At 34.2% G+C, this 25,205-nt stretch carries 31 protein-coding genes and 3 tRNA genes; 33 read left to right on the forward strand and 1 reads right to left on the reverse strand.

The features are described 5' to 3' along the window. The first annotated feature begins 9 nt into the window (after positions 1-9). The 31 genes from FM121_RS09990 (at position 10) to FM121_RS14465 (ending at position 22,685) form a co-directional block, all read left to right on the forward strand. Complete coding sequence (locus FM121_RS09990; RefSeq protein ID WP_086952023.1) at positions 10-213, forward strand: EamA family transporter; 204 nt, start codon at positions 10-12, stop codon at positions 211-213. A gap of 267 nt (positions 214-480) precedes the next feature. Continuing rightward, positions 481-1,713, forward strand: coding sequence for an FAD-dependent oxidoreductase (locus tag FM121_RS09995; RefSeq protein WP_086952024.1), 1,233 nt, complete (start codon positions 481-483; stop codon positions 1,711-1,713). Further along, on the forward strand, positions 1,710-2,960 hold the full coding sequence (gene preA / locus FM121_RS10000; protein ID WP_086952025.1) for an NAD-dependent dihydropyrimidine dehydrogenase subunit PreA: 1,251 nt from the start codon (positions 1,710-1,712) through the stop codon (positions 2,958-2,960). The genes FM121_RS09995 and preA overlap by 4 nt, the downstream gene beginning before the upstream one ends. Before the next feature lie 273 nt (positions 2,961-3,233). Next, positions 3,234-3,413 carry a 2-hydroxymuconate tautomerase gene (locus FM121_RS10005; RefSeq protein WP_086952026.1) on the forward strand — a complete coding sequence of 60 codons (180 nt, stop codon included), beginning with the start codon at positions 3,234-3,236 and terminating at the stop codon, positions 3,411-3,413. Positions 3,414-3,515: 102 nt separating this feature from the next. Then, the gene (gene secG / locus FM121_RS10010) at positions 3,516-3,752 is read left to right on the forward strand and encodes a preprotein translocase subunit SecG (RefSeq protein WP_086952027.1); all 237 of its coding nucleotides are present in this window, start codon (positions 3,516-3,518) and stop codon (positions 3,750-3,752) included. An 81-nt stretch (positions 3,753-3,833) separates the two neighbouring features. Then, the gene (locus tag FM121_RS10015) at positions 3,834-4,583 is read left to right on the forward strand and encodes an alpha/beta hydrolase (protein ID WP_179203852.1); all 750 of its coding nucleotides are present in this window, start codon (positions 3,834-3,836) and stop codon (positions 4,581-4,583) included. Further along, positions 4,583-6,955 carry a ribonuclease R gene (gene rnr / locus FM121_RS10020; RefSeq protein ID WP_086952521.1) on the forward strand — a complete coding sequence of 791 codons (2,373 nt, stop codon included), beginning with the start codon at positions 4,583-4,585 and terminating at the stop codon, positions 6,953-6,955. The genes FM121_RS10015 and rnr overlap by 1 nt, the downstream gene beginning before the upstream one ends. Positions 6,956-6,960: 5 nt before the next feature. Continuing rightward, positions 6,961-7,425 carry an SsrA-binding protein SmpB gene (gene smpB, locus FM121_RS10025; protein ID WP_086952029.1) on the forward strand — a complete coding sequence of 155 codons (465 nt, stop codon included), beginning with the start codon at positions 6,961-6,963 and terminating at the stop codon, positions 7,423-7,425. Between the two features lie 258 nt (positions 7,426-7,683). Then, positions 7,684-8,406 (forward strand): F0F1 ATP synthase subunit A, encoded by a 723-nt coding sequence (gene atpB, locus FM121_RS10030; RefSeq protein ID WP_086952030.1) that lies wholly within the window; start codon positions 7,684-7,686, stop codon positions 8,404-8,406. A 34-nt stretch (positions 8,407-8,440) separates the two neighbouring features. Then, entirely contained in the window at positions 8,441-8,656 is a 216-nt protein-coding gene (gene atpE, locus FM121_RS10035; RefSeq protein WP_086952031.1) for an ATP synthase F0 subunit C, read from the forward strand. 68 nt (positions 8,657-8,724) lie between these two features. Further along, complete coding sequence (gene atpF / locus FM121_RS10040) at positions 8,725-9,246, forward strand: F0F1 ATP synthase subunit B (RefSeq protein ID WP_086952032.1); 522 nt, start codon at positions 8,725-8,727, stop codon at positions 9,244-9,246. Next, on the forward strand, positions 9,239-9,778 hold the full coding sequence (gene atpH / locus FM121_RS10045) for an ATP synthase F1 subunit delta (RefSeq protein ID WP_086952033.1): 540 nt from the start codon (positions 9,239-9,241) through the stop codon (positions 9,776-9,778). Before atpF ends, atpH begins: the two co-directional genes overlap by 8 nt. 30 nt (positions 9,779-9,808) lie before the next feature. Further along, positions 9,809-11,347 carry a F0F1 ATP synthase subunit alpha gene (gene atpA / locus FM121_RS10050; RefSeq protein ID WP_086952034.1) on the forward strand — a complete coding sequence of 513 codons (1,539 nt, stop codon included), beginning with the start codon at positions 9,809-9,811 and terminating at the stop codon, positions 11,345-11,347. Between the two features lie 16 nt (positions 11,348-11,363). Then, positions 11,364-12,281 carry a F0F1 ATP synthase subunit gamma gene (locus tag FM121_RS10055; RefSeq protein WP_086952035.1) on the forward strand — a complete coding sequence of 306 codons (918 nt, stop codon included), beginning with the start codon at positions 11,364-11,366 and terminating at the stop codon, positions 12,279-12,281. Between the two features lie 18 nt (positions 12,282-12,299). Next, entirely contained in the window at positions 12,300-13,703 is a 1,404-nt protein-coding gene (gene atpD, locus FM121_RS10060; protein WP_086952036.1) for a F0F1 ATP synthase subunit beta, read from the forward strand. Positions 13,704-13,720: 17 nt separating this feature from the next. Continuing rightward, positions 13,721-14,149, forward strand: a complete 429-nt coding sequence (locus FM121_RS10065; protein ID WP_086952037.1) for a F0F1 ATP synthase subunit epsilon — start codon at positions 13,721-13,723, stop codon at positions 14,147-14,149. A gap of 63 nt (positions 14,150-14,212) precedes the next feature. Continuing rightward, entirely contained in the window at positions 14,213-14,452 is a 240-nt protein-coding gene (locus FM121_RS10070) for a DUF1146 family protein (protein ID WP_086952038.1), read from the forward strand. Between the two features lie 103 nt (positions 14,453-14,555). Next, the gene (murA, locus tag FM121_RS10075) at positions 14,556-15,845 is read left to right on the forward strand and encodes a UDP-N-acetylglucosamine 1-carboxyvinyltransferase (RefSeq protein WP_086952039.1); all 1,290 of its coding nucleotides are present in this window, start codon (positions 14,556-14,558) and stop codon (positions 15,843-15,845) included. Positions 15,846-15,862: 17 nt separating this feature from the next. Next, a complete protein-coding gene (locus tag FM121_RS10080; protein WP_086952040.1) occupies positions 15,863-16,042 on the forward strand; it encodes a DNA-directed RNA polymerase subunit beta in 180 nt (59 codons plus the stop codon). Positions 16,043-16,127: 85 nt separating this feature from the next. Further along, positions 16,128-16,412 (forward strand): membrane protein insertion efficiency factor YidD, encoded by a 285-nt coding sequence (gene yidD, locus FM121_RS10085; protein WP_086952041.1) that lies wholly within the window; start codon positions 16,128-16,130, stop codon positions 16,410-16,412. 127 nt (positions 16,413-16,539) lie between these two features. After that, positions 16,540-17,715, forward strand: coding sequence for an ABC transporter substrate-binding protein (locus tag FM121_RS10090; protein WP_086952042.1), 1,176 nt, complete (start codon positions 16,540-16,542; stop codon positions 17,713-17,715). Between the two features lie 105 nt (positions 17,716-17,820). Beyond that, the gene (locus FM121_RS10095; protein ID WP_086952043.1) at positions 17,821-18,696 is read left to right on the forward strand and encodes a branched-chain amino acid ABC transporter permease; all 876 of its coding nucleotides are present in this window, start codon (positions 17,821-17,823) and stop codon (positions 18,694-18,696) included. 9 nt (positions 18,697-18,705) lie between these two features. Next, positions 18,706-19,674: a branched-chain amino acid ABC transporter permease gene (locus tag FM121_RS10100; RefSeq protein ID WP_086952044.1), complete on the forward strand. Its 969-nt coding sequence runs from the start codon at positions 18,706-18,708 to the stop codon at positions 19,672-19,674. Further along, complete coding sequence (locus tag FM121_RS10105; RefSeq protein WP_086952045.1) at positions 19,652-20,428, forward strand: ABC transporter ATP-binding protein; 777 nt, start codon at positions 19,652-19,654, stop codon at positions 20,426-20,428. The genes FM121_RS10100 and FM121_RS10105 overlap by 23 nt, the downstream gene beginning before the upstream one ends. After that, entirely contained in the window at positions 20,428-21,132 is a 705-nt protein-coding gene (locus FM121_RS10110; protein WP_086952046.1) for an ABC transporter ATP-binding protein, read from the forward strand. Before FM121_RS10105 ends, FM121_RS10110 begins: the two co-directional genes overlap by 1 nt. 2 nt (positions 21,133-21,134) lie before the next feature. Further along, positions 21,135-21,785 carry a CBS and ACT domain-containing protein gene (locus FM121_RS10115; protein ID WP_086952047.1) on the forward strand — a complete coding sequence of 217 codons (651 nt, stop codon included), beginning with the start codon at positions 21,135-21,137 and terminating at the stop codon, positions 21,783-21,785. A 102-nt stretch (positions 21,786-21,887) separates the two neighbouring features. After that, a complete protein-coding gene (locus FM121_RS10120) occupies positions 21,888-22,118 on the forward strand; it encodes a DUF2969 family protein (protein WP_086952048.1) in 231 nt (76 codons plus the stop codon). A 73-nt stretch (positions 22,119-22,191) separates the two neighbouring features. Then, positions 22,192-22,272 (forward strand) — tRNA-Tyr (locus FM121_RS10125). 10 nt (positions 22,273-22,282) lie between these two features. Then, a tRNA-His gene (locus FM121_RS10130) sits at positions 22,283-22,355 on the forward strand. Positions 22,356-22,362: 7 nt separating this feature from the next. Then, positions 22,363-22,433, forward strand: a tRNA-Gln gene (locus FM121_RS10135). 81 nt (positions 22,434-22,514) lie between these two features. Then, positions 22,515-22,685: a hypothetical protein gene (locus FM121_RS14465; RefSeq protein ID WP_179203853.1), complete on the forward strand. Its 171-nt coding sequence runs from the start codon at positions 22,515-22,517 to the stop codon at positions 22,683-22,685. A 40-nt stretch (positions 22,686-22,725) separates the two neighbouring features. Here the strand turns inward: FM121_RS14465 and FM121_RS10140 are convergent, their stop codons facing one another. After that, positions 22,726-23,496 carry a DeoR/GlpR family DNA-binding transcription regulator gene (locus tag FM121_RS10140; protein ID WP_086952049.1) on the reverse strand — a complete coding sequence of 257 codons (771 nt, stop codon included), beginning with the start codon at positions 23,494-23,496 and terminating at the stop codon, positions 22,726-22,728. A 168-nt stretch (positions 23,497-23,664) separates the two neighbouring features. Here FM121_RS10140 and ulaG point away from each other — a divergent pair, with 168 nt between their 5' ends. Next, positions 23,665-24,729, forward strand: a complete 1,065-nt coding sequence (gene ulaG, locus FM121_RS10145; RefSeq protein WP_373385083.1) for an L-ascorbate 6-phosphate lactonase — start codon at positions 23,665-23,667, stop codon at positions 24,727-24,729. A gap of 16 nt (positions 24,730-24,745) precedes the next feature. Next, on the forward strand, positions 24,746-25,204 hold the full coding sequence (locus tag FM121_RS10150) for a PTS sugar transporter subunit IIA (protein WP_086952051.1): 459 nt from the start codon (positions 24,746-24,748) through the stop codon (positions 25,202-25,204). Position 25,205 lies beyond the last annotated feature (1 nt).

The following is a 25,205-nucleotide window of genomic DNA, read 5'->3' on the forward strand; positions in this document are numbered from 1 at the left end:
AAAATCTGATTGGTTCAGATTTTTACTGCTTTTTCATATTTGCCATTCATCATATGGAAGCATCAACTGTGGGGTATTTTTTCTAATTTGGCACCAGTTGTTACGATTTTGGCAGGTGTACTAATTTTAGATGAACCAATAAAAAGTTATCAAATTATAGGGATGGGAATGATTATTCTGCCAATATTTGTCATGAATATGATTCGAAAATAGTGAGTTAGATAGTTAAAAATAAGAGGGTACTCAGGATGGGAAAATATTTACGAATGCCTTTTTATAACGATTATAATTAAGAGGCGATTTTAATTAGTTTTTTACTTAAATATTAGGCTATTATGATTTTTATTTATAATTAGTATTGAAAAGTATATTATAAAAGAGTAGTATATAGTTGTAATCGCTACCAGATAAGGTAGTTTTATTTTTAAGTGCTATTGTGATTTTTATCACATGTAATAAAATAAAGTGAGGATGCTGAATATGGATAATAAATACTTAGAAGAAATGGAATCATCTTATTCAATGTTGACTATTATGGAAGAAGCTGAAAGGTGTCTGTTGTGTTTAGATGCACCTTGTTCTAAAGCTTGCCCAGCTGGAACAGACCCAGCAAAATTTATTCGGAGTGTCAGATTTAGAAATTTTAAAGGGGCAGCAGAAACTGTCAGAGAAAATAATGCGTTAGGTGCTATCTGTGCCTTAGTTTGCCCAACTGAAAAATATTGTGAAATGGGTTGTACAAGATCAGGTATTGATCGTCCGATTAATATTGGTGGCATTCAAAAATTTGTAACTGATTTTGAACAACAAACAAAGATGGAAATTTTAACGAAAGGTCAAGCTAACGGAATGCATGTAGCAATTGTAGGAAGTGGACCATCCGGATTACAAGCAGCAGCGTCTCTTCTTCAATTGGGCTATGATGTAACCATTTTTGAAAAAAGTCAAAAAGCGGGTGGCTATTTAAGATATGGCATTCCAGAGTATCGGTTGCCGGATGCTATTGTTAACTATGAAATATTGAGGATAGTTAACTTGGGAGCTAATATTGTATACCAAACAACTATTGGAAAAGATATAACAATAGAAGAACTAAAAAATAAATATGATGGAGTTGTTCTAGCGATTGGTGCAAGTCAAGGAAAAACACTAGAAATGTTTAAAGAAAATGAAGTTGTTGAGACAGCTGTTTCTTTCCTATCAAGAGCAAGGGATAACCAAGGTGAAATAGAACTACCAGATAATGCACTTGTCATTGGTGGTGGAGATGTTGCAATGGATGTTATTACATCATTAAAATTATTAGGAGTGCCACATGTAACAGACGTGGTTTATGAGGAGTTTTGTGAATTTAAAGCGTCTAAAAAAGAACTTGAAGGAGCTCAAAATAAAGGTGTGACAATTATTGATGGTTACTATCCAATAATGGTAGAAGGAAATCGAGTGACTTTTAAACATCGTCATTTAAATAATGAATTAATGATAGAAGCAGAGAAGATTATCTTAGCTGTGGGACAAGAAGTAGATGCAGACAATCTGAACTTAGATATTAAGAATAATCAAATGTTGCAGTCAGGTTATCAAACAAAAGATAAAAAAGTATTTGTCACTGGAGATATTGTTCACGGTGATATGACAGTCGTTTGGGCTGTGAAAAAAGGAAAAGAAGTAGCTGCTGAAATACATGGGCTATTAGGAGGTAAAGGCGAATGATTAATAAAGACTTATCCATTGATTTTTTAGGTGTAACATTTGATAATCCTTTCTGTTTATCATCCTCTCCAGTGGGAAATTGTTATGATATGTGTAAAAAAGCTTATGAAGTTGGTTGGGGCGGTGTTGTATTTAAAACGATTGGTCCTAAGCATTTTCTGATCGATGAAGTCTCGCCTCGATTTGATATTTTAACTAAAGAGGGGACGCCATTTGTTGGGTTTAAAAATATGGAACAAATTGCTGAACATTCTTTGGAAGAAAATCTGGCTGACTTGAAAAAATTAAAGAAAGAATTTCCTGAAAAAGTATTGATTGCTTCAATAATGGGGACCAATGAAGAAGATTGGGAAGAGTTGGCTCGTTTAGTAGAAGAAGCTGGAGCTGACATGATTGAGATGAATCTCTCATGTCCGCAAATGACCTCTCATGCGATGGGGTCAGATGTCGGAACGAATCCTGATTTATGTCGTAATTATTGCGCTGCAGTAAAAAGGGGATCAAAGCTTCCCATGATGGCTAAAATGACACCAAATGTAACTGATATGGTACCAGTTGCAAAAGCTTCTCTTGAAGGAGGAGCAGATGGCATTGCTACTATCAATACAATAAAATCAATTGCCAATATTGATTTACAACATAAAATTGGTTTACCAGCTGTTAATGGGAAATCATCTATATCTGGGTATTCTGGAAAAGCAGTTAAACCAATCGCTTTAAGGTTTATGCAACAACTTAGAACAGCAGAAGGCTTGGAAGAATTACCTATCTCTGGTATTGGTGGAATCGAAACTTGGGAAGATGCAGCAGAGTTTATTTTACTAGGAGCCTCAACATTACAAGTCACAACTGGTATTATGCAATATGGCTACCGAATTGTAGAAGATATGAAAAATGGTTTAATGCATTATATGGAAGAACAAGGTGTGGATAGATTAGAAGATTTAGTTGGATTAGCAACTAAAAATATTATCCCAGCTGAAGAATTGGATCGTGATTATAAAGTTTACCCAGTGATTGATTTGGATAAATGTATTGCATGTGGTCGTTGTTATATTTCTTGTTATGATGGTGCTCATCAAGCGATTGTATGGGATGATGAAAATCGCGTACCACATTGTAATACAGATAAATGTGTCGGCTGTCATTTGTGTACACTAGTTTGTCCTGTTGGAGCAATAAGCAAAGGTAGAGTCGAAATGAAACCAGGTCGAACAGGTAAAGCATCAGATAAAGTTATTATTTAAACAGAGTGGTGAAAATAGCGTTTAGCTCCAAGCAGCTGGAGGAAATAAAAAATAATCGATGCACTTTTCGATTAATTTTTATTTTTGAAGTTACCGAAAGGAGCTACCATTTGAACCCGGACTATATCAGGATGGTGAAAAAGCCGTTTTACGCCTAGTAATTGGAGGGAGAACGGCTTTTTGTTTATCTTATTATTTTATAATAACTAAATTGACAGAATCTAGGTCTAAAGAGTAGACTAGTTAAATAAAAGAGTATAAAGGAGAATTGTTATGCCAATCGTTCATATTGAATTATTAGAGGGTCGCACTCAAGAACAAAAAAATGAGATGGTTAAAGAAGTAACAGCAGCTATCGTTAAAACAACAGGTGCTAATGAAGAGGCTGTTCATATCGTCATTACAGATATGGAAAAAGGTAATTACGCTGTGGGTGGAAAAACAAAAGGTTAATGTAAGTCAATTAATTTAAAATTAATGAGTAGAATTATTAAAAAAGTTGTGATAAAATTATAAAGATGTCAATTAGTTTAGTAGAGATGAGGAGAATATAATATGTATCAACTCTTATTAACCGTTATGCTTATTTTATCAGTACTAATTATTATTGCTGTAATGATGCAACCAAGTAAACAAAACAGTGCGGCGAGTGCTTTTTCAGGCGGAGCCAGTGAATTGTTTGGAAAAACAAAAGCAAGAGGGTTTGAAGCCTTCATGCAAAAAGCAACTGCTGTTTTAGGTGTTGCTTGGGTGGCTATTGCAATCGCATTAGCTTTTCTATCATCAAAATAAGTAAGTGTATAGTCTCCTGTTATGACAGGGGACTTTTTTATTGGTACAATGTAGAAAAGATTGATAGTAAGGACGATGCATATGTTACCAACGGAACTTTATTTTAAAAATGGAAAAAGAGCGATTCTCTTATTACACGCCTATACCGGAAGTCCAAATGATGTCAGGATGCTGGCTCGAAAACTAGAAAGAGCAGGCTATACTGTTTTGGCACCATTATTTTCTGGGCATGGTACGAACGATCCTATGAATATATTAAATATAACGCCACAAACTTGGTATGAAGATGGAAAAAAAGCTTTGTATCAATTAAAAAATGACGGATTTGAAGAAATAGCAGTTTTTGGTTTATCAATGGGTGGTTTATTCGCTATGAAATTAATCGAAGACTATCCAGAAGAATTTGTTGCAGGAGGGGCATTTTGTTCACCGTTGAATCCAGGGAGTGAGCAACAAATATATCCCAATTTTTTAAAGTATTGTGAGTTTATGTATAAAAAAACAAGTACATCACCAAGTGAATTACAACAAAAATTAGATATGATAAAAGAACCTTTAAAAAATCAACTTCAAGCAATATTAGAAGTGACAAGTAAAACTTCAAAAAAATTAGGTATAATTAAGCTACCTATTTTCCTAGCACAATCAGCTTTAGATGAGATGATTGACAGTCAAGGAGTTTACGAAGTTGCTAAGAACTTAAAACAAACATCTCATGAAATTCACTGGTATCCGAACAGTACTCATGTTATTACTGTTAGCAAGGATCGCCAGTTGTTTGAAGAAGATGTACAGGCCTTTTTAAATCATATCCCATGGAAGAAGGAATGATTATGACAAATAGTATTAAAGAGACCATTCTTCGCTATCTATCAGAAAGTAAAAAACAGACATTTTCTTTAGAACAAATAGCAGAGGGACTCCAGTTACAAAAAAGCGATGATTTTAAATTATTGGTTCAAACAGTTGCACAAATGGAAAGAGAAGGCGCTATTATTTTTAACCAAAAAGGAAAAATTAAATTAAACAAACAAGAAAAAAATCTTGAAGGTATTTTTAGAGCAAATGATCGTGGCTTTGGTTTTGTTACGATTGAAGGCGAAGAAGATGATGCTTTTGTACCTAAAGATTTTACAAACTATGCCTTAGAAGGCGACACTGTTAAAATTGAAATCTTAAAACAAGGTAATCCAATAGAAGGTCAAGCGGCAGAAGCTAAAGTCGTGGAAGTATTGACTCGTGCCTCATCACAAATTGTTGGGATATTTACACTTTACTCTGAGGAAGACATTCAAAAGAGTGGTTTATACGGTGTGGTTATTCCAAAAGACAAAAAGTTAAGTCGTTATCGTGTTTTTATTGCTGATGAAGGTATTAAACCAGAAGATGGTAGTGTTGTTTCTGTAGAGATTACTTACTATCCTGATAGCGAACATACTAATAGTTTTGAAGGATTAGTTAAACAAGTGGTAGGACATAAAAATGATCCGGGAATGGATATTTTGTCCATCGTACTCCAACACAGTATTCCCGTTGAATTTGATGAAAATACAATCGAAGAGGCCGAAAAAATCTCTGATGTCGTGTTAGAAGAAGAGTTAAAAGGTCGAGTTGATTTAAGAAATGAAACAATTGTAACAATTGATGGGGCTGAGGCAAAAGACTTAGATGATGCTGTTAGAGTAAAACGTCTGGACAATGGTAATTATTTTTTAGGTGTCTATATTGCAGACGTGTCGCACTATGTGACTGAGAATAGTCCGTTAGACTTAGAAGCGAGTGATCGTGCAACAAGTGTGTACTTAACTGATCGAGTAATCCCAATGCTGCCTAGAAAATTATCGAATGGAATTTGTTCACTAAACCCTAAGGTAGATCGATTAGTTATGGCTTGTGAAATGGAAATTAATGAGGCAGGACAAGTTGTTTCTCATGATATTTTTGAAGCGGTTATTAATTCAACTGCCAGAATGACCTATACGGCTGTAAATGAAATACTAGAGAAATCAAATGAAGAAACGTTAGAAGCCTACAAAGATTTAATTACTTTCTTTAATGATATGGCGTTACTACACACCATTTTAGAAAATATGCGTTCAAATCGTGGAGCTATCTCGTTTGAAAGTCGTGAAGCAAAAATTATTGTGGACGATGAAGGACATCCGATTGATATTGAACTTAGAGAGAGAAAAGTAGCAGAACGTTTGATTGAATCTTTTATGTTAGCAGCCAATGAAACGATTGCAGCTCATTATACAAAAATGAAGCTACCATTTATTTATCGTATTCATGAGCATCCAAAAGAAGAAAAAGTTCAACGTTTCTTTGAATTTGTCACAAATTTTGGAATCTTGGTAAAAGGCAAAAAAGATGATGTAAGTCCAAAAGAAATGCAGAAAGTCCTAGATCAAATATCTGGAAAACCTGAAGAGCCAGTTGTTAGTATGATGTTACTAAGGAGTATGCAACAAGCGAGATACTCAGAAGATCCAATGGGTCATTATGGATTAGCAGCAGAAGACTACACACATTTCACTTCACCAATTAGACGATATCCAGATTTAATTGTTCATCGGTTAATTAAATCTTATATGAGCCGTCCAATTGAAGAAGAAGTGAAGGTCAAATGGAGCGAAACACTTCCAGAAATTGCAGCTCACAGTTCAAAAATGGAAAGACGAGCAGTTGAAGCAGAACGTGATACTGATAATATGAAAAAAGCTGAATTTATGCAAGATAAAATTGATCAAGAGTTTGATGGGATTATCACATCTATTACAAAATTTGGAATGTTCGTAGAATTATCTAATACAATAGAAGGATTAATCCATGTCTCACAATTAAAATCAGATTATTTCCATTTTGTAGAGAATCATTTGGCTTTAGTTGGAGAAAGAACCAGCGTTGTTTATCGAATCGGACAATCGGTTAAAATAAAAGTTACCAAAGCAGATGTTGATACAAGAGAAATCGATTTTGAGTTGTTGTCGGCAGAGCCAATAAGTATTCCAGCTAACTTGCTAAGAGACTCTAAGAAGAATAAAAGCCCTCGTAGAGAACAGCCTAAATCAAAACAACAAGGAGACAAACCTTCCTTCCGCAATGAAAAAAAAGTGCCAGGAAAGAAAAAAAGCAATCAACCTTTTTATAAAAAAGTAGCGAAAAACAAAAAAACAAAAAATAATCGTAAGAATAAGAGGTGATCAACTTGCCTAAAGGTGATGGCAGTTTAATTGCACAAAATAGAAAAGCAAGACATGACTATGCAGTTATGGAGACAATCGAAGCTGGAATGGTCTTAAAAGGAACTGAAATTAAAGCGATTAGAAGTCGACGTGTCAATTTAAAAGACGGCTATGTTAGAATCAGGGATGGTGAAGCTTTTCTAGTTAATGTCCATATTAGCCCTTATGAACAAGGGAATCTTTTTAATCATGATCCCCTTAGAACTCGAAAATTACTTATGCATAAAAAGCAAATCGCCCATCTAGGAGCAGAAGCTAAAAATACTGGTATTGCTTTAATTCCTTTGAAGATATACATTAAGGATGGATTTGCTAAAGTTTTAATAGGTGTCGCTAAAGGAAAAAAACAATATGATAAGCGGCAAGATTTAAAACAAAAAGACATGAATCGTGAAATAAATCGTTCATTAAGAGAAAGACAGAAATAGATTAGAATTGGGAGGGATTTCATGAGAAATCCCTCCTTTTTTTTTAAGTAATAAATAACGAAAATGATATAAAAAAACTACGATTTGCTTTGTGTTATTTATCATTTGGTGTTATCATGGTCCTAGTTGAGTTCTTTTTTTGAAGGCTCGATTGGTGATAGGAATGGACTTCTCTAAGTCTTTTCATCATAAAAAAAACCAAAGAATTCAAAAATTCTTATGGAGAGTATTTTCTAAAAAGAAAAGGGGTGAATTGAGGTGGAAGAAAAGTCCTGGATAATTGAGATTGCAGGAATCCCGTTCGATGCGACGGTGTGCCTGATGACGATTTTAACGTGCGTAATCGTTTTCAGCATTGTGTATTTTTGCAGTCGAAATTTACAGATGAAGCCAAAGGGAAAGCAAAATGTTCTTGAATTTATAGTTGATTTTGTCAAAGGTATTGTATCAGACAATATAGCTAAGAAAGATGTAAATGATTACCATTTACTAGGCTTTACTTTCTTTATGTTTGTTCTGGTATCGAATTTAATTGGCTTGATCACTAAGGTCGTTATTTTTCCAAGCGAAACATCGTATTGGAAAAGTCCAACTGCAGACCCATTAGTTACATTAACATTAGCTTTAATGGCAATTATTTTGACCCATTATTATGGATTAAAACGGCAAGGTATCAAAAACTATTTTGTTAATAGTTTTATGAAACCAACAGCAATTTTATTACCCATTAAACTTATCGAAGAATTTACCAATGTTTTAACATTAGGTCTTCGTTTATATGGAAATATCTTTGCCGGTGAAGTTTTGCTGACATTAATTGCAAACTTAGGTGCCAGTAGCCCAGTTAAATTTATTTTAGCTGTGCCACTAGAGGTAATTTGGCAAACATTCTCATTATTCATTGGAGCAGTACAAGCCTTTATATTTGTTACTTTAATGATGGTTTATCTATCACATAAAGTAGAAGTACATGACGAATAAAATACAAAGAACACACTATTAGGAGGAATTTTAAATGCAATATCTTGCAGCAGCAATCGCAGTTTTTGGCGCTTCTATCGGAGCAGCTTATGGTAACGGGAAAGTAATTTCTAAAACACTTGAGTCTATGACTCGTCAACCTGAAATGTCAGGTCAATTAAGAGGAACAATGTTTATTGGGGTAGCCTTAATCGAGGCCGTGCCTATTCTAGGTGTGGTTATTGCCCTTTTATTAGTTTTCATGAAGTAACAATATCTTGAAGAGAGTAGAATCATTTTCAATAATAAAATGATTCAGGAAGGAAGTGTAGTAAACTTATGATCAACCAGTTAGTTTTGGCTAATACAGGTCAAAGTATGCTAAGTACAATTCTTTTCGTTTCTGTTTCATTTCTGGTATTGTTACTAGCTTTGAAAAAGTTTGCATGGGGACCTGTAGTCAACATGATGCAAGATCGTGAAAACAAGATTGCATCAGACATCGATAATGCAGAAATGTCTAAAATTGAAGCTGATAAGTTAGAAAAACAAAGACAAATGGAACTTAAACAGTCACGTACTGAAGCACAAAAAATTATTGCTCAAGCAAAAGATACGGCTGAGAATAACGCTCATGGTATCTTACTTGAAGCACAAGAGCACGCGACAAGAATCAAAAAACAAGCACAAGAAGATTTACGTATTGAACGCGATCGAATGATTGACGAAGCGAAAAAAGAAGTAGCAGATTTATCTGTGGAAATTGCTTCTAAAATTCTTAAGAAGGAATTGTCGGCGAGCACTCATCAAGAGTTGATTCAAACTAGTATTGAAAAGCTAGGAGTCGAAGAGGATGAATAGAAAATATGTAGTCGCAAGAACTTATGGTAAAGCTTTGTTTACAGAAGCTATCCAATTAAAATCTGTTTCTGAAATTTATCAGGAAATGCTTCAGTTAAGAGAAGTTTATCGTCAAGTTCCAGATCTTGGCGATATCTTAAGTGATGATCGATTAACAGTATATGAAAAAGTCAATATCGTTAAAGATTTAGAAAATAGCTTTAGCGATACAGTTGGTAAGTTCATTCATACAGTCTATGATTATGGACGCATGAATGAAATGCCTGCTATTATTGACGAATTTGAACATTTATACTATGAACAATTTGGCATTATTGTAGTAGATGTAACAACTGCAGTAGCGCTTAACATGGATCAACGACATGATCTTGAAGAGAGACTTGCGATACAGTTCCATGCTAATAAAGTTGTTATTCGACCAAAAATCAATCCATCTATTATGGGTGGTATGGTTATAGAATCTGAACATCGAGTGATCGATCAAAGTATAAGAAATGAATTATCAGAAATACATGCTGCATTACTAAAATAATGCTTAGTGACAAGGTGAGAGGTGAAGTACATGAGTATTAAAGCGGAAGAAATAAGTTCGCATATAAAACAGCAACTTGCTAAATACGAAGAATCTCTAACGGTGGACGAAGTAGGAACTGTCTCATATGTAGGGGATGGTATTGCACGTGCTTACGGTTTAGAGAATGCCATGTCAGGAGAATTATTAGAGTTTGATAATGGTGTATTTGGTATGGCTCAGAACTTAGAGTCTGATAGTGTGGGTATTATCATTTTAGGTAAATATCAAGAAATTCGTGAAGGTGATAAAGTAAAACGAACTGGACGTATTATGGAAGTACCAGTTGGAGAAGCTTTGATCGGACGCGTTGTTAATCCTTTAGGTCAACCAATTGATGGTCTTGGCGAAATTAAAACACGTAAAACAAGACCAATCGAGGCAGCCGCTCCAGGCGTTATGGCTCGTAAGTCAGTGGAAGAACCTTTACAAACAGGTATCAAAGCAATTGATGCATTAGTTCCAGTTGGACGTGGCCAACGTGAGCTAATCATTGGTGACCGTAAAACAGGTAAAACATCAGTAGCAATTGATGCTATCATTAATCAAAAAGATGAAGATATGATTTGTATTTACGTTGCTATTGGACAAAAAGAATCAACAGTTAGAAATCAAGTTGAAACACTTAAGAAATTTGGAGCAATGGATTACACGATTGTCATTTCTGCTAGTGCTTCTCAACCATCTCCACTGCTATATCTAGCTCCTTATGCTGGTGCTGCAATGGGTGAGGAATTTATGTACAATGGAAAACACGTATTGGTTGTGTATGATGATTTATCAAAACAGGCAGCTGCTTATCGTGAAATTTCATTATTACTTAGAAGACCTCCAGGCCGTGAAGCTTTCCCAGGAGACGTTTTCTACTTGCATTCTCGTTTACTAGAAAGAGCTGCTAAGTTGAATGATTCATTAGGTGGAGGCTCTATGACAGCTCTACCGTTTGTTGAGACACAAGCAGGAGATATCTCAGCTTATATTCCAACAAATGTTATTTCAATTACAGATGGACAAATCTTCTTAGAAAGTGATTTATTCTATTCAGGCGTTCGTCCTGCAATTAATCCTGGTTTGTCAGTATCCCGTGTTGGTGGTTCTGCACAAATTAAAGCGATGAAAAAAGTAGCAGGAACACTACGTACCGATTTAGCAAGTTTCCGTGAATTAGAAGCCTTTACACAATTTGGTTCTGATTTAGATGCGGCAACTCAAGCTAAATTAAACCGTGGTAAACGTACAGTAGAAGTTTTAAAACAAAATGTTCATGAACCAATTGGTGTTGAAAAACAAGTGCTAATTCTTTATGCATTAACACATGGTTTCTTAGATACTATTCCAGTCAATGATATTTTACGTTTTGAAAAAGAATTGTTTGAATATGTGGGGAATAATTACCCTGCAATCTTTGATACAATTAAAAATACTAAAAATTTACCTAATGAAGATGACCTTCAAAAAGCAATTGATGAGTTTAAAGACATTTTTAGTTCAAGTCAATTCTCAGTTGCTGATGAGTTAACACAATCCTAGAAAGTGGTGATTGAGTATGGGCGCTTCCCTTATTGATATAAAAAAGAGAATAGCTTCAACCAAAAAGACGAGTCAAATTACGAGTGCTATGCAAATGGTAGCAGCTTCAAAATTGACAAAATCTGAACAATCATCAAGACGTTTTCAAGAATATGCCAACAAAGTGAGAACAATAACAACTCACTTGGCATCATCACAATTACAAGCAATTGAAAATGCTGATTTTTCTAGTTTTGAAGATAATATGGAGATGTACCATAAACTTTTAATAGCTCGTCCAGTCAAAAAAACAGGTTATATTATTATTACTTCAGATAAAGGTCTTGCTGGTGGTTACAACAGTTCAGTAATCAAAAATACAATTGAGGTGCTTCAAAAAGATCATGAAGATCAAAACGAAGTCGTTATTATGTCAATTGGCGGAACTGGGGCTGATTTCTTTAAACATAGAAATATACCTGTTTCATATGAATTAAGAGGTCTAAGTGACCATCCAAGCTATAATGAAGTTCGTAAGATTGTTAATTCTGCTATTCAAATGTATAACAATGAAGTGTTTGATGAATTGTACGTTTGTTACAATCATCATGTGAATACTTTATCTTCTGCCTTCCGCGCAGAAAAAATGTTACCAATTGAAGATTTAGATTCAAAAGAAGCAACATCGTATGAACAAGATTATATTCTTGAACCTTCTGAAGATGCAATTTTGAATACATTACTGCCCCTTTACGCTGAGAGTTTGATCTACGGAGCAGTGTTAGACTCTAAAACTGCTGAGCATGCTGCACGTATGACAGCAATGAAGAGTGCGACAGAAAATGCAAGCAACATAATTGATGATTTAACAATCACATTTAATAGAGCTAGACAAGCAGCCATTACAAATGAGATTACAGAAATTGTCGGTGGAGCTGCAGCTTTAGAAGATTAACGGGGAGGAATTTGTGAAATGAAAATCGGAAAAATAGTCCAAGTAATAGGTCCCGTTGTAGATGTGGCTTTTCCGTTAGATCAATCATTGCCAGATATCAATGATGCATTAGTAGTCTACAAATCGGAAAACAAACAAAAAGTTGTCTTAGAAGTTACGATTGAAATGGGAGATGGTGTTGTCAGAACCATCGCTATGGAATCAACAGACGGCTTACAACGTGGAATGGAAGTTCTACATACAGGCTCACCAATAACTGTACCAGTAGGTAGAGAAACATTAGGTCGTGTCTTTAATGTTTTAGGTGAAACCATCGATTTAGATGAACCACTTCCAGAAAACATGGATAGAAGTAGTATCCATACAGAAGCACCAACTTATGAAAATTTAAGTACAGATTCAGAAGTTTTACAAACAGGTATCAAAGTAATTGACCTTCTAGCTCCTTATTTAAAAGGTGGTAAAGTTGGACTTTTCGGTGGTGCCGGAGTTGGTAAAACAGTATTAATTCAAGAATTAATCAATAATATCGCTCAAGAATTAGGTGGTATTTCTGTGTTTGCTGGTGTTGGTGAAAGAACTCGTGAAGGAAATGACCTTTATTTTGAAATGAAAGAATCTGGCGTAATTAAAAAAACTGCTATGGTTTTTGGTCAAATGAATGAGCCACCTGGAGCCAGAATGCGTGTTGCATTAACTGGTTTGACGATGGCTGAGTATTTCCGTGATCAAGAAAAACAAGATGTGTTACTATTTATTGATAATATTTTCCGTTTTACGCAAGCAGGATCTGAAGTGTCTGCCCTTTTAGGTCGTATGCCTTCAGCTGTTGGTTACCAACCAACACTTGCAACAGAAATGGGACAATTACAAGAACGTATCACATCTACAAGAGATGGTTCAATTACATCTATCCAGGCAATCTATGTACCAGCCGATGACTATACGGATCCGGCTCCTGCAACAGCATTTGCCCATTTAGATGCAACAACCAACCTTGAGAGACGTTTAACTGAACAAGGTATTTACCCAGCAGTAGATCCACTTGCATCATCTTCTAGTGCTTTAGAACCTGATATTGTTGGAGAAGAACACTATAAAGTAGCAACAGAAGTACAACGTTTGTTGCAACGTTATAAAGAATTGCAAGATATTATTGCTATCTTGGGTATGGATGAATTATCTGATGATGAAAAAGTTGTCGTAGGGCGTGCTAGAAGAGTCCAATTCTTCTTATCACAAAACTTCCATGTGGCTGAACAATTTACAGGTCAACCTGGTAGTTACGTGCAACTTCATGAAACGATTAAAGGCTTTAGAGAAATTTTAGATGGTAAACACGATAATTTACCAGAAGAAGCTTTCCGTAGTGTTGGTCGTATTGAAGAAGCAATTGAAAAAGCTGAGAAATTAAGCTATTAAGAAGGAGGTAATAAAATATGAGTTCCTTCATAGTTAATATCGTTACCCCAGATGGTACGATTTATGACCGTCATGCTAAATTTTTAGTAGCTAAAACACAAGCTGGATCTCTCGGAGTTCTACCTAACCATGCCCCCCTTATTTCTCCGCTAAGTATTGATGCTGTTAGAATCGATCTAACAGAAGAAGATGGTGGACAATCCGACTGGGTAGCGGTTAATGCTGGGATTATAGAGATTCGTGATAATATTGTTTCGATTATCGCCAATAGTGCGGAGACTGAAAAAAATATAGATATCTCTCGTGCAGAGGAAGCTAAAAAACGTGCAGAGGCTAAAATTCAAAAAGCCAAATCTCAAGATAATAAAGAAATTGACTTAGCACGTGCAGAAATCGCATTAGTTCGTGCTATCAATCGCTTGAATGTGGCAAATAAAAAGAGGTAGAGGATTATATCCTTTACCTTTTTCTTTTTTAAATAATTTTGTAATAGAAAGGTAGGTTTTTTGATGTTTGGTATGGATGCGATAGTAAGAATTTTTAGTCACTTTATTTTTATTTATTTGGTGTTTTGGTCACTTCAATCCTTAAGAATGGATACTATTTTTAAAAAAGGACAACAATTTGAGAAGCAAATCAAGGTTTTTTACTTAATAGTTGCGATTTTTATTGGTTATACAGTCAGTAATTTTTTCATGGAAGTTATGTTCTTATCTCGTGACTTAATCCAAGGAGTTTTCTCTCGTTAAAGCTTGTTTTAAAAATAGAAGTAAAAAATACCATTTTGTATAAACTCATGTTATAATGATTGAGATTTAACAAAATTTCCAGAGGTTTTTGGAGGGAGAATTTATGGATTACATTAAAGTTCACAGCGGGAATAAGCTGTCAGGACAGGTAAAAATAGAGGGCGCTAAAAATGCAGTATTACCAATTTTAGCTGGGGCTCTATTAGCAGATCAAGGAACAACTAAAATTACTAATGCTCCAATCTTATCGGACGTATTCATGATGAATAATGTTATCGAACATTTAAACACAGATATAGAATTCGATCAAGATAATAACACTATTGAAATTACGGCTACAAGACAGTTAAAAAATGAGGCTCCTTTTGAGTATGTTAGTCAGATGAGAGCATCAATTGTTGTCATGGGACCACTACTAGCAAGAACGGGTCATGCGAAAGTTGCAATGCCTGGAGGATGTGCTATTGGTAAACGTCCAATAGACCTACATCTTAAAGGATTCCAAGCACTAGGAGCTACAATTACGCAAACAAATGGTTATATTGAAGCTAAAGCTGATGAGTTAAAAGGTGCCAAAATTTATCTAGATTTTCCAAGTGTTGGTGCAACTCAAAATATCATGATGGCTGCAGTTAAAGCTAAAGGAACTACAGTCATTGAAAATGTGGCAAGAGAACCTGAAATTGTAGATTTAGCTATCTTTTTAAATAAAATGGGTGCTAAAATTACAGGTGCAGGTACTGAAACAATTCGTATCGAAGGTGTCACTAGCTTAACTGGAACAGAGCATGCTGTTGTTCAAGATCGAATTGAAGCTGGAACATTTATGATAGCAGCGGCTTTAACCGGTGGAAATGTTTTAATTGAAGAAGGACTAATGGAACATAATCGTCCATTAATTTCTAAATTATCTGAAATGGGCGTATCTATTACTGAAGAAGCTAAAGGAATCCGTGTTAAAGGACCAGAAGTTTTATTACCAACTGATGTAACGACCTTACCTCATCCAGGATTTCCAACAGATATGCAAGCACAGATGAGTATTTTAATGACTCTTTCAAGTGGATCAAGTGTTCTTTCAGAGACAGTATTTGAAAACAGATTCCAACATTTAGATGAATTAAAACGTATGGGAGCTAAACATAAAATTTCTGGAAATGTTGCACATATTGAAGGCGTTCTTGGATTACAAGGTGCAGAAGTTTCTGCAACTGATTTAAGAGCTGCAGCAGCATTAATTATTGCAGGCTTAGTAGCAGAAGGAACAACCAAAGTCTATCATTTAGAATACCTAGATCGTGGTTACTTTGAGTTTCATAAAAAACTACAAGCTTTAGGTGCAGATGTTACCCGTGTCTACGAAGATCAAAAAGTAAAAGTTCAATCAATTTAAAAGAGAAGGAGAAACAGATGGGAACAATAACAAAACGTGTCATTATACAAGTTTCACTTGTTATTTTAACAATATTGGTATTTGTTGCGCTGTTTTTTGCTGGGATTTTTATAGGGTATGTTGTCCTTGGAAAAGGTTATAGGTCGGATGCTTTTAACCCAGATACTTGGAATCATATCTTAGATTTTTTTAAGTAACAAATTTGAATCTTGTAAAAAAAGAGGTTGGTGATACTATCAGCTTCTTTTTTATCTTACTCGAAAAGGTTGCGGAATAAAAAGTATGTTTAAAAAAATAATGATAGCACCGGTTAGATTTTATCAACGATATATTTCTCCATTATTTCCGCCTAGTTGTCGATATCATCCGACTTGTTCGCAATATATGATAGATGCGATTAACTATCATGGTGCGTTTAAAGGAACGCTTATGGGGACGGGGCGTATTTGTCGTTGCCATCCTTTGGTAAAAGGTGGTATAGACTATGTTCCAAGGAAATTTACGTTAAGAAAAAATCCTGATGAAACTTACACAGGTCCATATAATAAGAAAGAAAGCCCGAAATAAAGGCTTTCTTTTTATTTTGTTTGAATTGTCAGAAAATTCAGTTGACATATCATTAGAATTTGATTATAGTAATGAACAACATATTAATTAAAAACTAATGTAGTAGAAATTAAAAGGAGTTTTTTATATGAAAAAAATAATTGGACTGTTATTTGCAAGCACCATACTTTTAACAGCATGCGGAAATCCTGGTGGTGGATCTAGTGGAAGTAGTAACAAAGAAACATCTAAGGAATCAGATACCATTAAAATTGGCTTAAATCTTGAATTATCGGGAGCCGTGGCAGCTTATGGTAATCAAGAAAAGGATGGAGCGCAACTAGCAGTAGATGAAATTAATGAAAAGGGTGGTATAAATGGTAAAAAAATTGAATTGGTCATTAAAGATAATAAGTCTGATACAGCCGAAGCAGCCGCAGTGGCAGCTAATTTAACAACAAAAGAAAATGTAGTAGCGATTATTGGACCTGCGACATCAGGAGCGTCTAAGGCTCAAATACCAAATGTTACGAAAGCAAAAGTCCCTGTTATTACACCATCAGGGACAGATGATTCAATTACTGTTTTAAATGATAAGGTACAAGAGTATATTTACAGAGCTTGTTTCCAAGATTCGTTTCAAGGTGTTATTCTAGCGAATTATGCGATGACTAATTTAAAAGCTAAAACAGCTGTTGTCATTGGAGATGTGTCTAGTGATTACGCTAAAGGATTATCAACATCATTTAAAGATACGTTTACTGGGGATATTGTGGCGGATGAAAAATTTAATCAAAAAGATAAAGATTTTAAAGCAATCTTGACTAAAATTAAAGACAAAGATTTTGATTTTATTTATCTTCCAGGCTATTACGAAGAAGCGGGATTGATTATTAAACAAGCAAGAGAAATGGGCATTGAACAACCCATTTTAGGAGCAGATGGTTTTTCAGATGCTAAGTTAATCGATATTGCTGGTAAAGAAAATATGAATTCAGTTTACTATACTGCTCATTTTTCTGAGAAGGCACCAGCTTCAGATAAAGTTAAAACATTTATTGATGCTTTTGATAAAAAATACAGTAAAAAACCAAGTTCATTTAATGCTTTAGCTTATGATTCAGTTTATATGTTTGCAGACGCGATTGATAGAGCAGGCTCAGCAGATAGTGAGAAAATCACTAAAGAGTTAGCCAATTTAAAAGATTTTGACGGTGTTACTGGAAAAATGAGTATGGATAAAAATCATAACCCAGAAAAAGCAGCAGTTGTTATCGGTCTTAAAGATGGAGTGGAAGAAACAGCAGATGTTGTTAATCCATAAAGACAAGGAAAGATAAAAATTGTTCAAGTAAAGAATTAAGAGACTGTGACATAACTTTTAAGTTGTTGTCGAAGTCTCTTTTTATTAAAAGGAGGAATGTTGAAGATGGATATCTTTCAGCAATTAATAAATGGCTTGTCATTAGGTAGTATCTACGCCCTACTGGCACTAGGGTATACCATGGTATATGGCATTATTAAATTGATTAATTTTGCTCATGGAGAAATTTATATGATGGGTGCTTTTGTAGGATATTACGTAACGAATCAGTTTAAATTAAGTTTAATACCAACTTTATTAATCTCAATGACAATATGTGCGATTTTGGGTGTTCTAATTGAATTTTTAGCTTACCGTCCACTAAGGAAATCAACCCGTATAGCAGCTTTAATTACAGCGATTGGTGTATCTTTTTTAATCCAGTCTCTGATGGTTTATTTTATTGGAGCAGATACACGACCTTTTCCACAAATTATCGAAAATACGAACTATGATATGAAATTATTTACAATTAGTAAAATTCAATTAATTATTTTATCCACCTCCATCTTTTTAATGTTTTTACTTCAACTGATTGTTAAACATACAAAAATGGGGAAAGCGATGAGAGCTGTAAGTGTCGATCCAGATGCAGCTCAATTAATGGGAATTAATGTTAATCATACGATTTCATTTACATTTGCTATTGGGTCGTCTTTAGCAGCTGCAGGAGGTGTTTTAATTGGTCTTTACTATAATAGTATTGATCCGATGATGGGAGTTGCACCAGGTCTAAAAGCCTTTATTGCAGCAGTATTTGGTGGGATTGGCATTATTCCAGGAGCAGCTTTGGGTGGGTTTGTGATTGGAATTATTGAAACTTTTGTTAGTGCTCTAGGATTTACTGCGTATCGTGATGCAGTTGTATATGCTATTTTGATTATTGTGTTACTGGTTAAACCAGCTGGGTTACTAGGTAAGAATGTTAAAGAAAAAGTGTAGGTGATAAGGATGAAAAATAATTTAAAGGCCAATCTTTCTTGGGTTGGATTAATGGTAATCGGATTTATTATTTTAGGAACAATGTACAGTATGGGGATGATGTCACCTGTTTTAGAAACTGCGTTGGTTATGATCGGCATTAATATTATCCTAGGTGTCGGATTAAATCTTGTGATTGGTATTTCAGGTCAATTTTCATTAGGTCATGCTGGCTTTATGGCAATTGGCGCTTATGCCACAGCGATTATTTCTATGAAAAATCCAACACTACTAGGGTTTTTGATAGGATTATTAGTTGGTGTCATTATATCTGGATTGATTGCTTTATTCGTTGGGATCCCAACATTACGTTTATCAGGTGATTATCTAGCTATTGCTACTTTGGGTGTATCTGAAATTATTCGCATTCTAATTATGAATTTAGATGGGATTACAAATGGTCCAGCAGGATTATTTGGAATCACGCCCTTTGTAACGTGGTCAATGGTTTATGTCATTGTTTGCCTCACAACGATTATTACAACGAATTTTATTAACAGTGCCGCTGGTCGAGCAACTCTTTCAGTTAGGGAAAATGAAATTGCTGCAGAGTCGATGGGAGTTAATACAACTAAATATAAAGTAGTTGCTTTTGTGATAGGTGCAATGACAGCAGCTGTAGCAGGTGGACTTTATGCGAGCTATATTCAAACCATTGTTCCGGCAAATTTTGATTTTATGAAATCAATTGATATCTTAATTATTGTTGTGTTTGGCGGTGTTGGTAGTATCACAGGAACGTTTATTGCTGCGATAGTTTTAGGTTTCTTAAATATGTTTTTACAAGACGCGGGCACTATTAGAATGATTGTTTATGCTTTAGCGTTGATTATTATTATGATTTTTAAGCCATCAGGACTTTTAGGAATGAAAGAATTATCATTTAAGAAAATTTTTAATAAGGGAGGTCGTAAAAATGCCCCTATTAAAAATAAATAATTTAACTAAAAATTTTGGTGGATTAGCAGCTGTATCGAATGTCAATCTTGAAGTAGGTAAAAATGAATTGGTAGGTTTGATTGGGCCAAATGGTGCAGGTAAGACAACTTTGTTTAATCTTTTAACAGGTGTTTACGAACCCAGTGAAGGTGATATTCTGTTTTATGATGAGGGAAAAGAGGAGCGTTTGAATGGACTTAAACCGTTTAAAGTTGCCAATAAAGGGTTAAGCCGAACCTTTCAAAATATCCGTTTATTTAAAGATTTAACTGTCTTAGAGAATGTTTTAATTGCGATGAATGGTAAACAACCGGTTGGTGTTCTAACTGGAATTCTAAGATTACCTAATTTTTATAAATCAGAAAAAAGAATGACACAAAAAGCACTGGAGTTATTAGAAATTTTTGATTTAAAAAATAAAGAAGAAACGTTAGCCAAAAACCTTTCTTATGGTGAACAGAGAAGGTTAGAAATTGTTAGAGCATTGGCAACAGAGCCAAAACTGCTTTTTTTAGACGAACCAGCAGCAGGAATGAACCCGCAAGAAACAGTAGAATTAACAGAATTAATAAAAAAAGTTCAGCGTGAATTCGATTTAACGATTCTTTTAATTGAACATGATATGTCACTTGTCATGGATGTTTGTGAAAGAATTTATGTTTTAGAATATGGTCAAATGATTGCTGAAGGTAAACCGGAAGAAATAAAAACAAATAAACGAGTGATTAAAGCATATTTGGGCGGTGATTTGTAATGCTAAAAGTGGAAAATATTTCAGTTCATTACGGCATGATTCAAGCTGTAAAAGAAGTTTCTTTTGAGGTGAATGAAGGTGAGATTGTCAGTTTAATTGGAGCAAATGGAGCAGGAAAAACAACGATTTTGCGCACAATTTCAGGATTAGTTAGATCAAGTAGTGGGACAATTTCTTTTCAAGGGGAAAAAATTGAAAAAGAAACCTCTCCCAACATTGTGAAAAATGGCTTAGTTCAAGTGCCGGAAGGTCGTCATGTTTTTACAGGAATGACAGTGATGGAAAACTTAGAGTTAGGGGCTTTTTTATACAAAGATAAAAAGGAAAGTGAATTGATACTGAAACATATTTTTGACCGTTTTCCTATTTTAGCGGAAAGAAAAAATCAAGACGCAGCCACTCTCTCAGGTGGCGAACAACAAATGTTGGCAATGGGACGAGCGCTCATGTCTCGACCTAAGTTATTGTTACTAGATGAACCTTCCATGGGATTAGCACCAATCTTTATTAGAGAAATTTTTTCGATTATTGAAGAAATTAAAGAACAGGGAACAACTGTATTATTGATTGAACAAAACGCAAAAATGGCTTTAAGTATTGCAGATCGTGGATATGTTTTAGAAACAGGGAAAGTCGTTTTAAAAGGCAGTGGAAAAGAATTGTTAGATAGTCCAGATATCCAAAAAGCCTATTTAGGAGGTTAATTATGTTAGTTAAAGATTACATGTCAAAGAATCTTGTTACGATTAGTAAAGGAACTAAAATTTTTGATGCTATTGAATTAATGAATCAAAAAAATATTCATCGTATCCCAGTGACTGAGAATAATGCTATTATTGGTTTGATTACGGAAGGAACTATTCAAGAAGCAATGCCATCAAAAGCAACAAGTTTGAGTGTTTATGAAGCTAACTATTTGTTAAATAAAACAATAGTTGAAGATGTCATGATTAATGAAGTAGAAGTTATCTTAGAAGATTGTTTGTTGGAAGATGCTATTTTTCAAATGAGACAATATAAGATTAATGTACTACCAGTATTGAATGCGAGTCATGAACTAGTTGGAATTATAACAAATAATGATATTTTTGATGCTTTTTTGAATATCACAGGTTACAAAGAGCCTGGAACTAGAATTGCGATAAAAATTGAAAAAGATCATGAGGGAGTTTTAGCAGATTTGACTCAAATTTTTGCTAATAATAACTTGAATATTATTCAAATCGTTGTTTATCGTAAAGAAAAAAGACCTATTATTGTGATTCAAACTACTTCTGAAGAAAGTAAAAAAATAAAAAATATACTAAAAAATGCTGGGTATCATGTTATTTCTGCCATTCAAACCAAAAAAAGATAAGCTGAAATAAAGTATTAAGAAAAACCTTAATACTTTATTTTTTTATGACTTAACAAATCAAAAAAAATATGCTATCCTCAATAAGTTAAGAGGTGAAGATGAATGAAAAAAAATAAACCTGTTGAAGTAGAAATTAAAGAAGAGACACTTCAAAAAGATGGAGAAATAAAAGCTTATCATCAATTATTTATTGGAAAAAAAATGATTGGTGAAGTTTTAGAAGTAGATAATAATAAATTTGAAGTTAAATGTGATGACAATTTTGTGTTATTTGCTAAAACGATGGATCAAGGCTATGAAGAAGTTCTAAGAAATTGGAATTTACATAATTAATTTCAAAAAAAAGCTTGCGTTTTTTTGTGAAATTAGGTATGATTACTGAGTCGGGTTTTTAACGCGACTAGCTGGAGGGGTAGCGAAGTGGCTAAACGCGGCGGACTGTAAATCCGCTCCTTTGGGTTCGGCAGTTCGAATCTGCCCCCCTCCATTTTTTTATGGCGATTGTGGTGAAGTGGTTAACACATCGGATTGTGGTTCCGACATGCGTGGGTTCGATTCCCATCAGTCGCCTATCTATTGGGCTATAGCCAAGCGGTAAGGCAACGGACTTTGACTCCGTCATCGTTGGTTCGAATCCAGCTAGCCCAGTTCATAGAAGCTAACATTAATTTGTTAGCTTTTTTTATTTATGTTATGCTTATCATATTATTTATAAGGGAGAGAAAAAATATGTCAGATTTAAAAGAAAAAATTAAAGATCAATTATTAAATTACAGAGATATTCTTAAAAGTACAGATGTGGTAGAAGAAGTTAAAACTAATATCAATTTAGGAATTGAAGGTAAAGTTTATACTGGAAATAAAGAAAACACGCGTAAATGGCATTCAAGATTATATTAAAAAAACGTTCAAACTATAATGGTTTGAACGTTTTTTTATACTAAATTCCAGACACTTGTATTATTTTTAAACCTAATTTGGAATACTCTTTAATAATAGTTGAAGAAGCATATTCATCTGTGATTAAGTAATCAAAAACTGTCAGATCAGAAATTTTAAAATTAGAAATTAGTCCAATTTTTCGATGGTCTGCAACGAGAACTTTTATTTTTGTCGTTTTCTCAATCATGGCTTTATTTATTTTTGCTTCGTTGAGAATTTTTGTTGTCACTCCATGCTGAATGTCTACACCAGAACAACCAATAATGCAAATATCGGCATTCATATCATTAATTGTATTAAATGCAATATCTCCAACAAGTGATTCTTTAGGTACTCGTAACTCCCCTCCAGTCAGTATGTAAGAAGATTGAGGATCTAATTTAAGTGAAGCCAGTTTTAGATTATTAGAAATAATAGTGAGATTTGTAGCTTTAGTATATTTAATAGAATTTAAAGAAGTTGAACTAGTATTGATGAAAACCGAATCATTATTTGATATTAATTCGGCAGCTTTTGCTCCAATCATAGCTTTTAATCTTTCGGGACCTGACTCATCAAAGTTATCTCTATTTTTAAAATTATACAAACAAAATCCGTGCTTTCTAATAATCTCATTTTTTTCTTCTAGGGTAATCAAATCTCTTCGTACCGTACTAATCGAGGTAGTGAGTAATTCAGCTAATTCGTCAGTTGTCAATTGACCATGCTCTTGTAACAAATCTAAAATTTTATTCATCCGTAGATTAATGGTTTTTACAGAACTTCTCATCTATTTCCCTCCTTCTTTTATGAACTAATAGTAGCATAAATGAATAAAAAAAAGATTAAAAAATCAAAAAATGTTCAAACAATCATATAAAAGGGTTTTCAATTGATTTTTTTATAGGTAATATTAATTTATAGCAATAAATAAAATCAAATGGAGGAATGTCGTATGATGAATAATATAAATGATATTACAAAAGAAAAATGGATTAATTCTGTTTTCCCAGAATGGGGAACTTGGTTAAACGAAGAAATTGCAGATGAGAAAGTAGCAAACGGTACTGTCTCAATGTGGTGGTTAGGTTGTACGGGAATTTGGATTAAATCTCATGAAGGAACAAATATTTTATGTGATTTATGGTGTGGTTCAGGTAAACGAACACACGGTACTGGTATGATGAAAAAAGGTCATCAAATGATGCGTATGAGTGGTGTCAAAAAAATGCAACCCAATTTAAGAACGCAACCTTTTGTTTTAGATCCATTTGAAATTGAAAATGTGGATGCATTAGTAGTTACGCATATTCACTCAGATCATTTAGACATCAATACAGCAGCTGCTGTTAATAAAAATTGTCCAGAGGCAAAATTTATTGGTCCAAAAGAAGTTGTTAACACGTGGTTAGGATGGGGCGTTCCAGAAGAAAAAACAATTATTGTTAAACCGGGTGATAAAATTAAAGTAAAAGATATTGAAGTTGTTGCCTTAGAAGCTTTCGACCGTACTGCTTTAGTAACTTGGGATAATCCAGAAGAGTCATTACGAGGAAAAGTTCCACAAGATATGGATTTGATTGCTGTTAACTATTTATTCTGTACATCGGGTGGAAATATTTATCATGCGGGAGATTCACATTACTGTAATAAATTTGCAGAACACGGTAACGAGTATAAAGTGGATGTTTGTCTAGGAGCTTACGGGGAAAATCCAAGAGGAATTACAGATAAAGTGACTTCTGTAGATATGTTAAGAATGGCGGAAGCATTGAAGACGAAAGTGGTAATTCCAGTTCATTACGATATTTGGTCTAATTTTATGGCAGACCCAAAGGAAATAACTGAGATATGGAAAATGAAAAAAGACCGCTTAAAATATGATTTTAAACCATATATTTGGCAAGTAGGTGGAAAATTTACTTATCCAACGAACAAAGATGATATGGAATTTAATTTTTATCGTGGATTTGAGGATGCTTTCTCAGTAGAAAATGATACACCATTTCCTTCATTCTTATAAAAAGGAGCGAGTTTAGATGTTAAAATATTTTTACGAAAATGACTTAGTAACGTACTCAGATAAAAATATTACTGATTGGCAAGAGGCAATCAGTGAAAGTTGTCAAAATTTATTAGACAAAAAAATTATCAATGAAGCATATATTGAAGAAATTATTGCTTGTGTGAAGGAGCATGGTCCATATATTGTAATTGTTCCCGAAGTGGCAATGCCACATTCATCAGAGCAAAGTGAAGGTGTTTTTGGGACAGCAATTTCTTTTACGAAAATGAAGCAAGATATTTATTTTGAAGACCCAGAGGAAGAGAAAAAAGCGAGTTTATTTTTTACCTTAGCTGCAAAAAATCCAGAAGAACATATGGAAAATATTCAAAAACTATCTGAATTATTAATGACTGATGGTTTGATTGAAGATTTAGTAGCAACAAAATCATTTGAAGATTACAAAGAGGTTATGGAAAAATATAGTAACTAAA

It is taken from the genome of Vagococcus fluvialis bH819, from assembly GCF_900163795.1.
GTDB classification, from domain to species: domain Bacteria; phylum Bacillota; class Bacilli; order Lactobacillales; family Vagococcaceae; genus Vagococcus; species Vagococcus fluvialis_A.

Bases quoted from the DNA above. Each gene is read 5' to 3' on its own strand.
- FM121_RS09995 (WP_086952024.1), top strand. From the start codon at position 481: ATGGATAATAAATACTTAGAAGAAATGGAATCATCTTATTCAATGTTG.
- preA (WP_086952025.1), top strand. From the start codon at position 1,710: ATGATTAATAAAGACTTATCCATTGATTTTTTAGGTGTAACATTTGAT.
- FM121_RS10005 (WP_086952026.1), top strand. From the start codon at position 3,234: ATGCCAATCGTTCATATTGAATTATTAGAGGGTCGCACTCAAGAACAA.
- secG (WP_086952027.1), top strand. From the start codon at position 3,516: ATGTATCAACTCTTATTAACCGTTATGCTTATTTTATCAGTACTAATT.
- FM121_RS10015 (WP_179203852.1), top strand. From the start codon at position 3,834: ATGTTACCAACGGAACTTTATTTTAAAAATGGAAAAAGAGCGATTCTC.
- atpE (WP_086952031.1), top strand. From the start codon at position 8,441: ATGCAATATCTTGCAGCAGCAATCGCAGTTTTTGGCGCTTCTATCGGA.
- atpF (WP_086952032.1), top strand. From the start codon at position 8,725: ATGATCAACCAGTTAGTTTTGGCTAATACAGGTCAAAGTATGCTAAGT.
- atpH (WP_086952033.1), top strand. From the start codon at position 9,239: ATGAATAGAAAATATGTAGTCGCAAGAACTTATGGTAAAGCTTTGTTT.
- atpA (WP_086952034.1), top strand. From the start codon at position 9,809: ATGAGTATTAAAGCGGAAGAAATAAGTTCGCATATAAAACAGCAACTT.
- FM121_RS10055 (WP_086952035.1), top strand. From the start codon at position 11,364: ATGGGCGCTTCCCTTATTGATATAAAAAAGAGAATAGCTTCAACCAAA.
- atpD (WP_086952036.1), top strand. From the start codon at position 12,300: ATGAAAATCGGAAAAATAGTCCAAGTAATAGGTCCCGTTGTAGATGTG.
- FM121_RS10065 (WP_086952037.1), top strand. From the start codon at position 13,721: ATGAGTTCCTTCATAGTTAATATCGTTACCCCAGATGGTACGATTTAT.
- FM121_RS10070 (WP_086952038.1), top strand. From the start codon at position 14,213: ATGTTTGGTATGGATGCGATAGTAAGAATTTTTAGTCACTTTATTTTT.
- murA (WP_086952039.1), top strand. From the start codon at position 14,556: ATGGATTACATTAAAGTTCACAGCGGGAATAAGCTGTCAGGACAGGTA.
- FM121_RS10080 (WP_086952040.1), top strand. From the start codon at position 15,863: ATGGGAACAATAACAAAACGTGTCATTATACAAGTTTCACTTGTTATT.
- yidD (WP_086952041.1), top strand. From the start codon at position 16,128: ATGTTTAAAAAAATAATGATAGCACCGGTTAGATTTTATCAACGATAT.
- FM121_RS10090 (WP_086952042.1), top strand. From the start codon at position 16,540: ATGAAAAAAATAATTGGACTGTTATTTGCAAGCACCATACTTTTAACA.
- FM121_RS10095 (WP_086952043.1), top strand. From the start codon at position 17,821: ATGGATATCTTTCAGCAATTAATAAATGGCTTGTCATTAGGTAGTATC.
- FM121_RS10100 (WP_086952044.1), top strand. From the start codon at position 18,706: ATGAAAAATAATTTAAAGGCCAATCTTTCTTGGGTTGGATTAATGGTA.
- FM121_RS10105 (WP_086952045.1), top strand. From the start codon at position 19,652: ATGCCCCTATTAAAAATAAATAATTTAACTAAAAATTTTGGTGGATTA.
- FM121_RS10110 (WP_086952046.1), top strand. From the start codon at position 20,428: ATGCTAAAAGTGGAAAATATTTCAGTTCATTACGGCATGATTCAAGCT.
- FM121_RS10115 (WP_086952047.1), top strand. From the start codon at position 21,135: ATGTTAGTTAAAGATTACATGTCAAAGAATCTTGTTACGATTAGTAAA.
- FM121_RS10120 (WP_086952048.1), top strand. From the start codon at position 21,888: ATGAAAAAAAATAAACCTGTTGAAGTAGAAATTAAAGAAGAGACACTT.
- FM121_RS14465 (WP_179203853.1), top strand. From the start codon at position 22,515: ATGTCAGATTTAAAAGAAAAAATTAAAGATCAATTATTAAATTACAGA.
- FM121_RS10140 (WP_086952049.1), bottom strand. From the start codon at position 23,496: ATGAGAAGTTCTGTAAAAACCATTAATCTACGGATGAATAAAATTTTA.
- ulaG (WP_373385083.1), top strand. From the start codon at position 23,665: ATGAATAATATAAATGATATTACAAAAGAAAAATGGATTAATTCTGTT.
- FM121_RS10150 (WP_086952051.1), top strand. From the start codon at position 24,746: ATGTTAAAATATTTTTACGAAAATGACTTAGTAACGTACTCAGATAAA.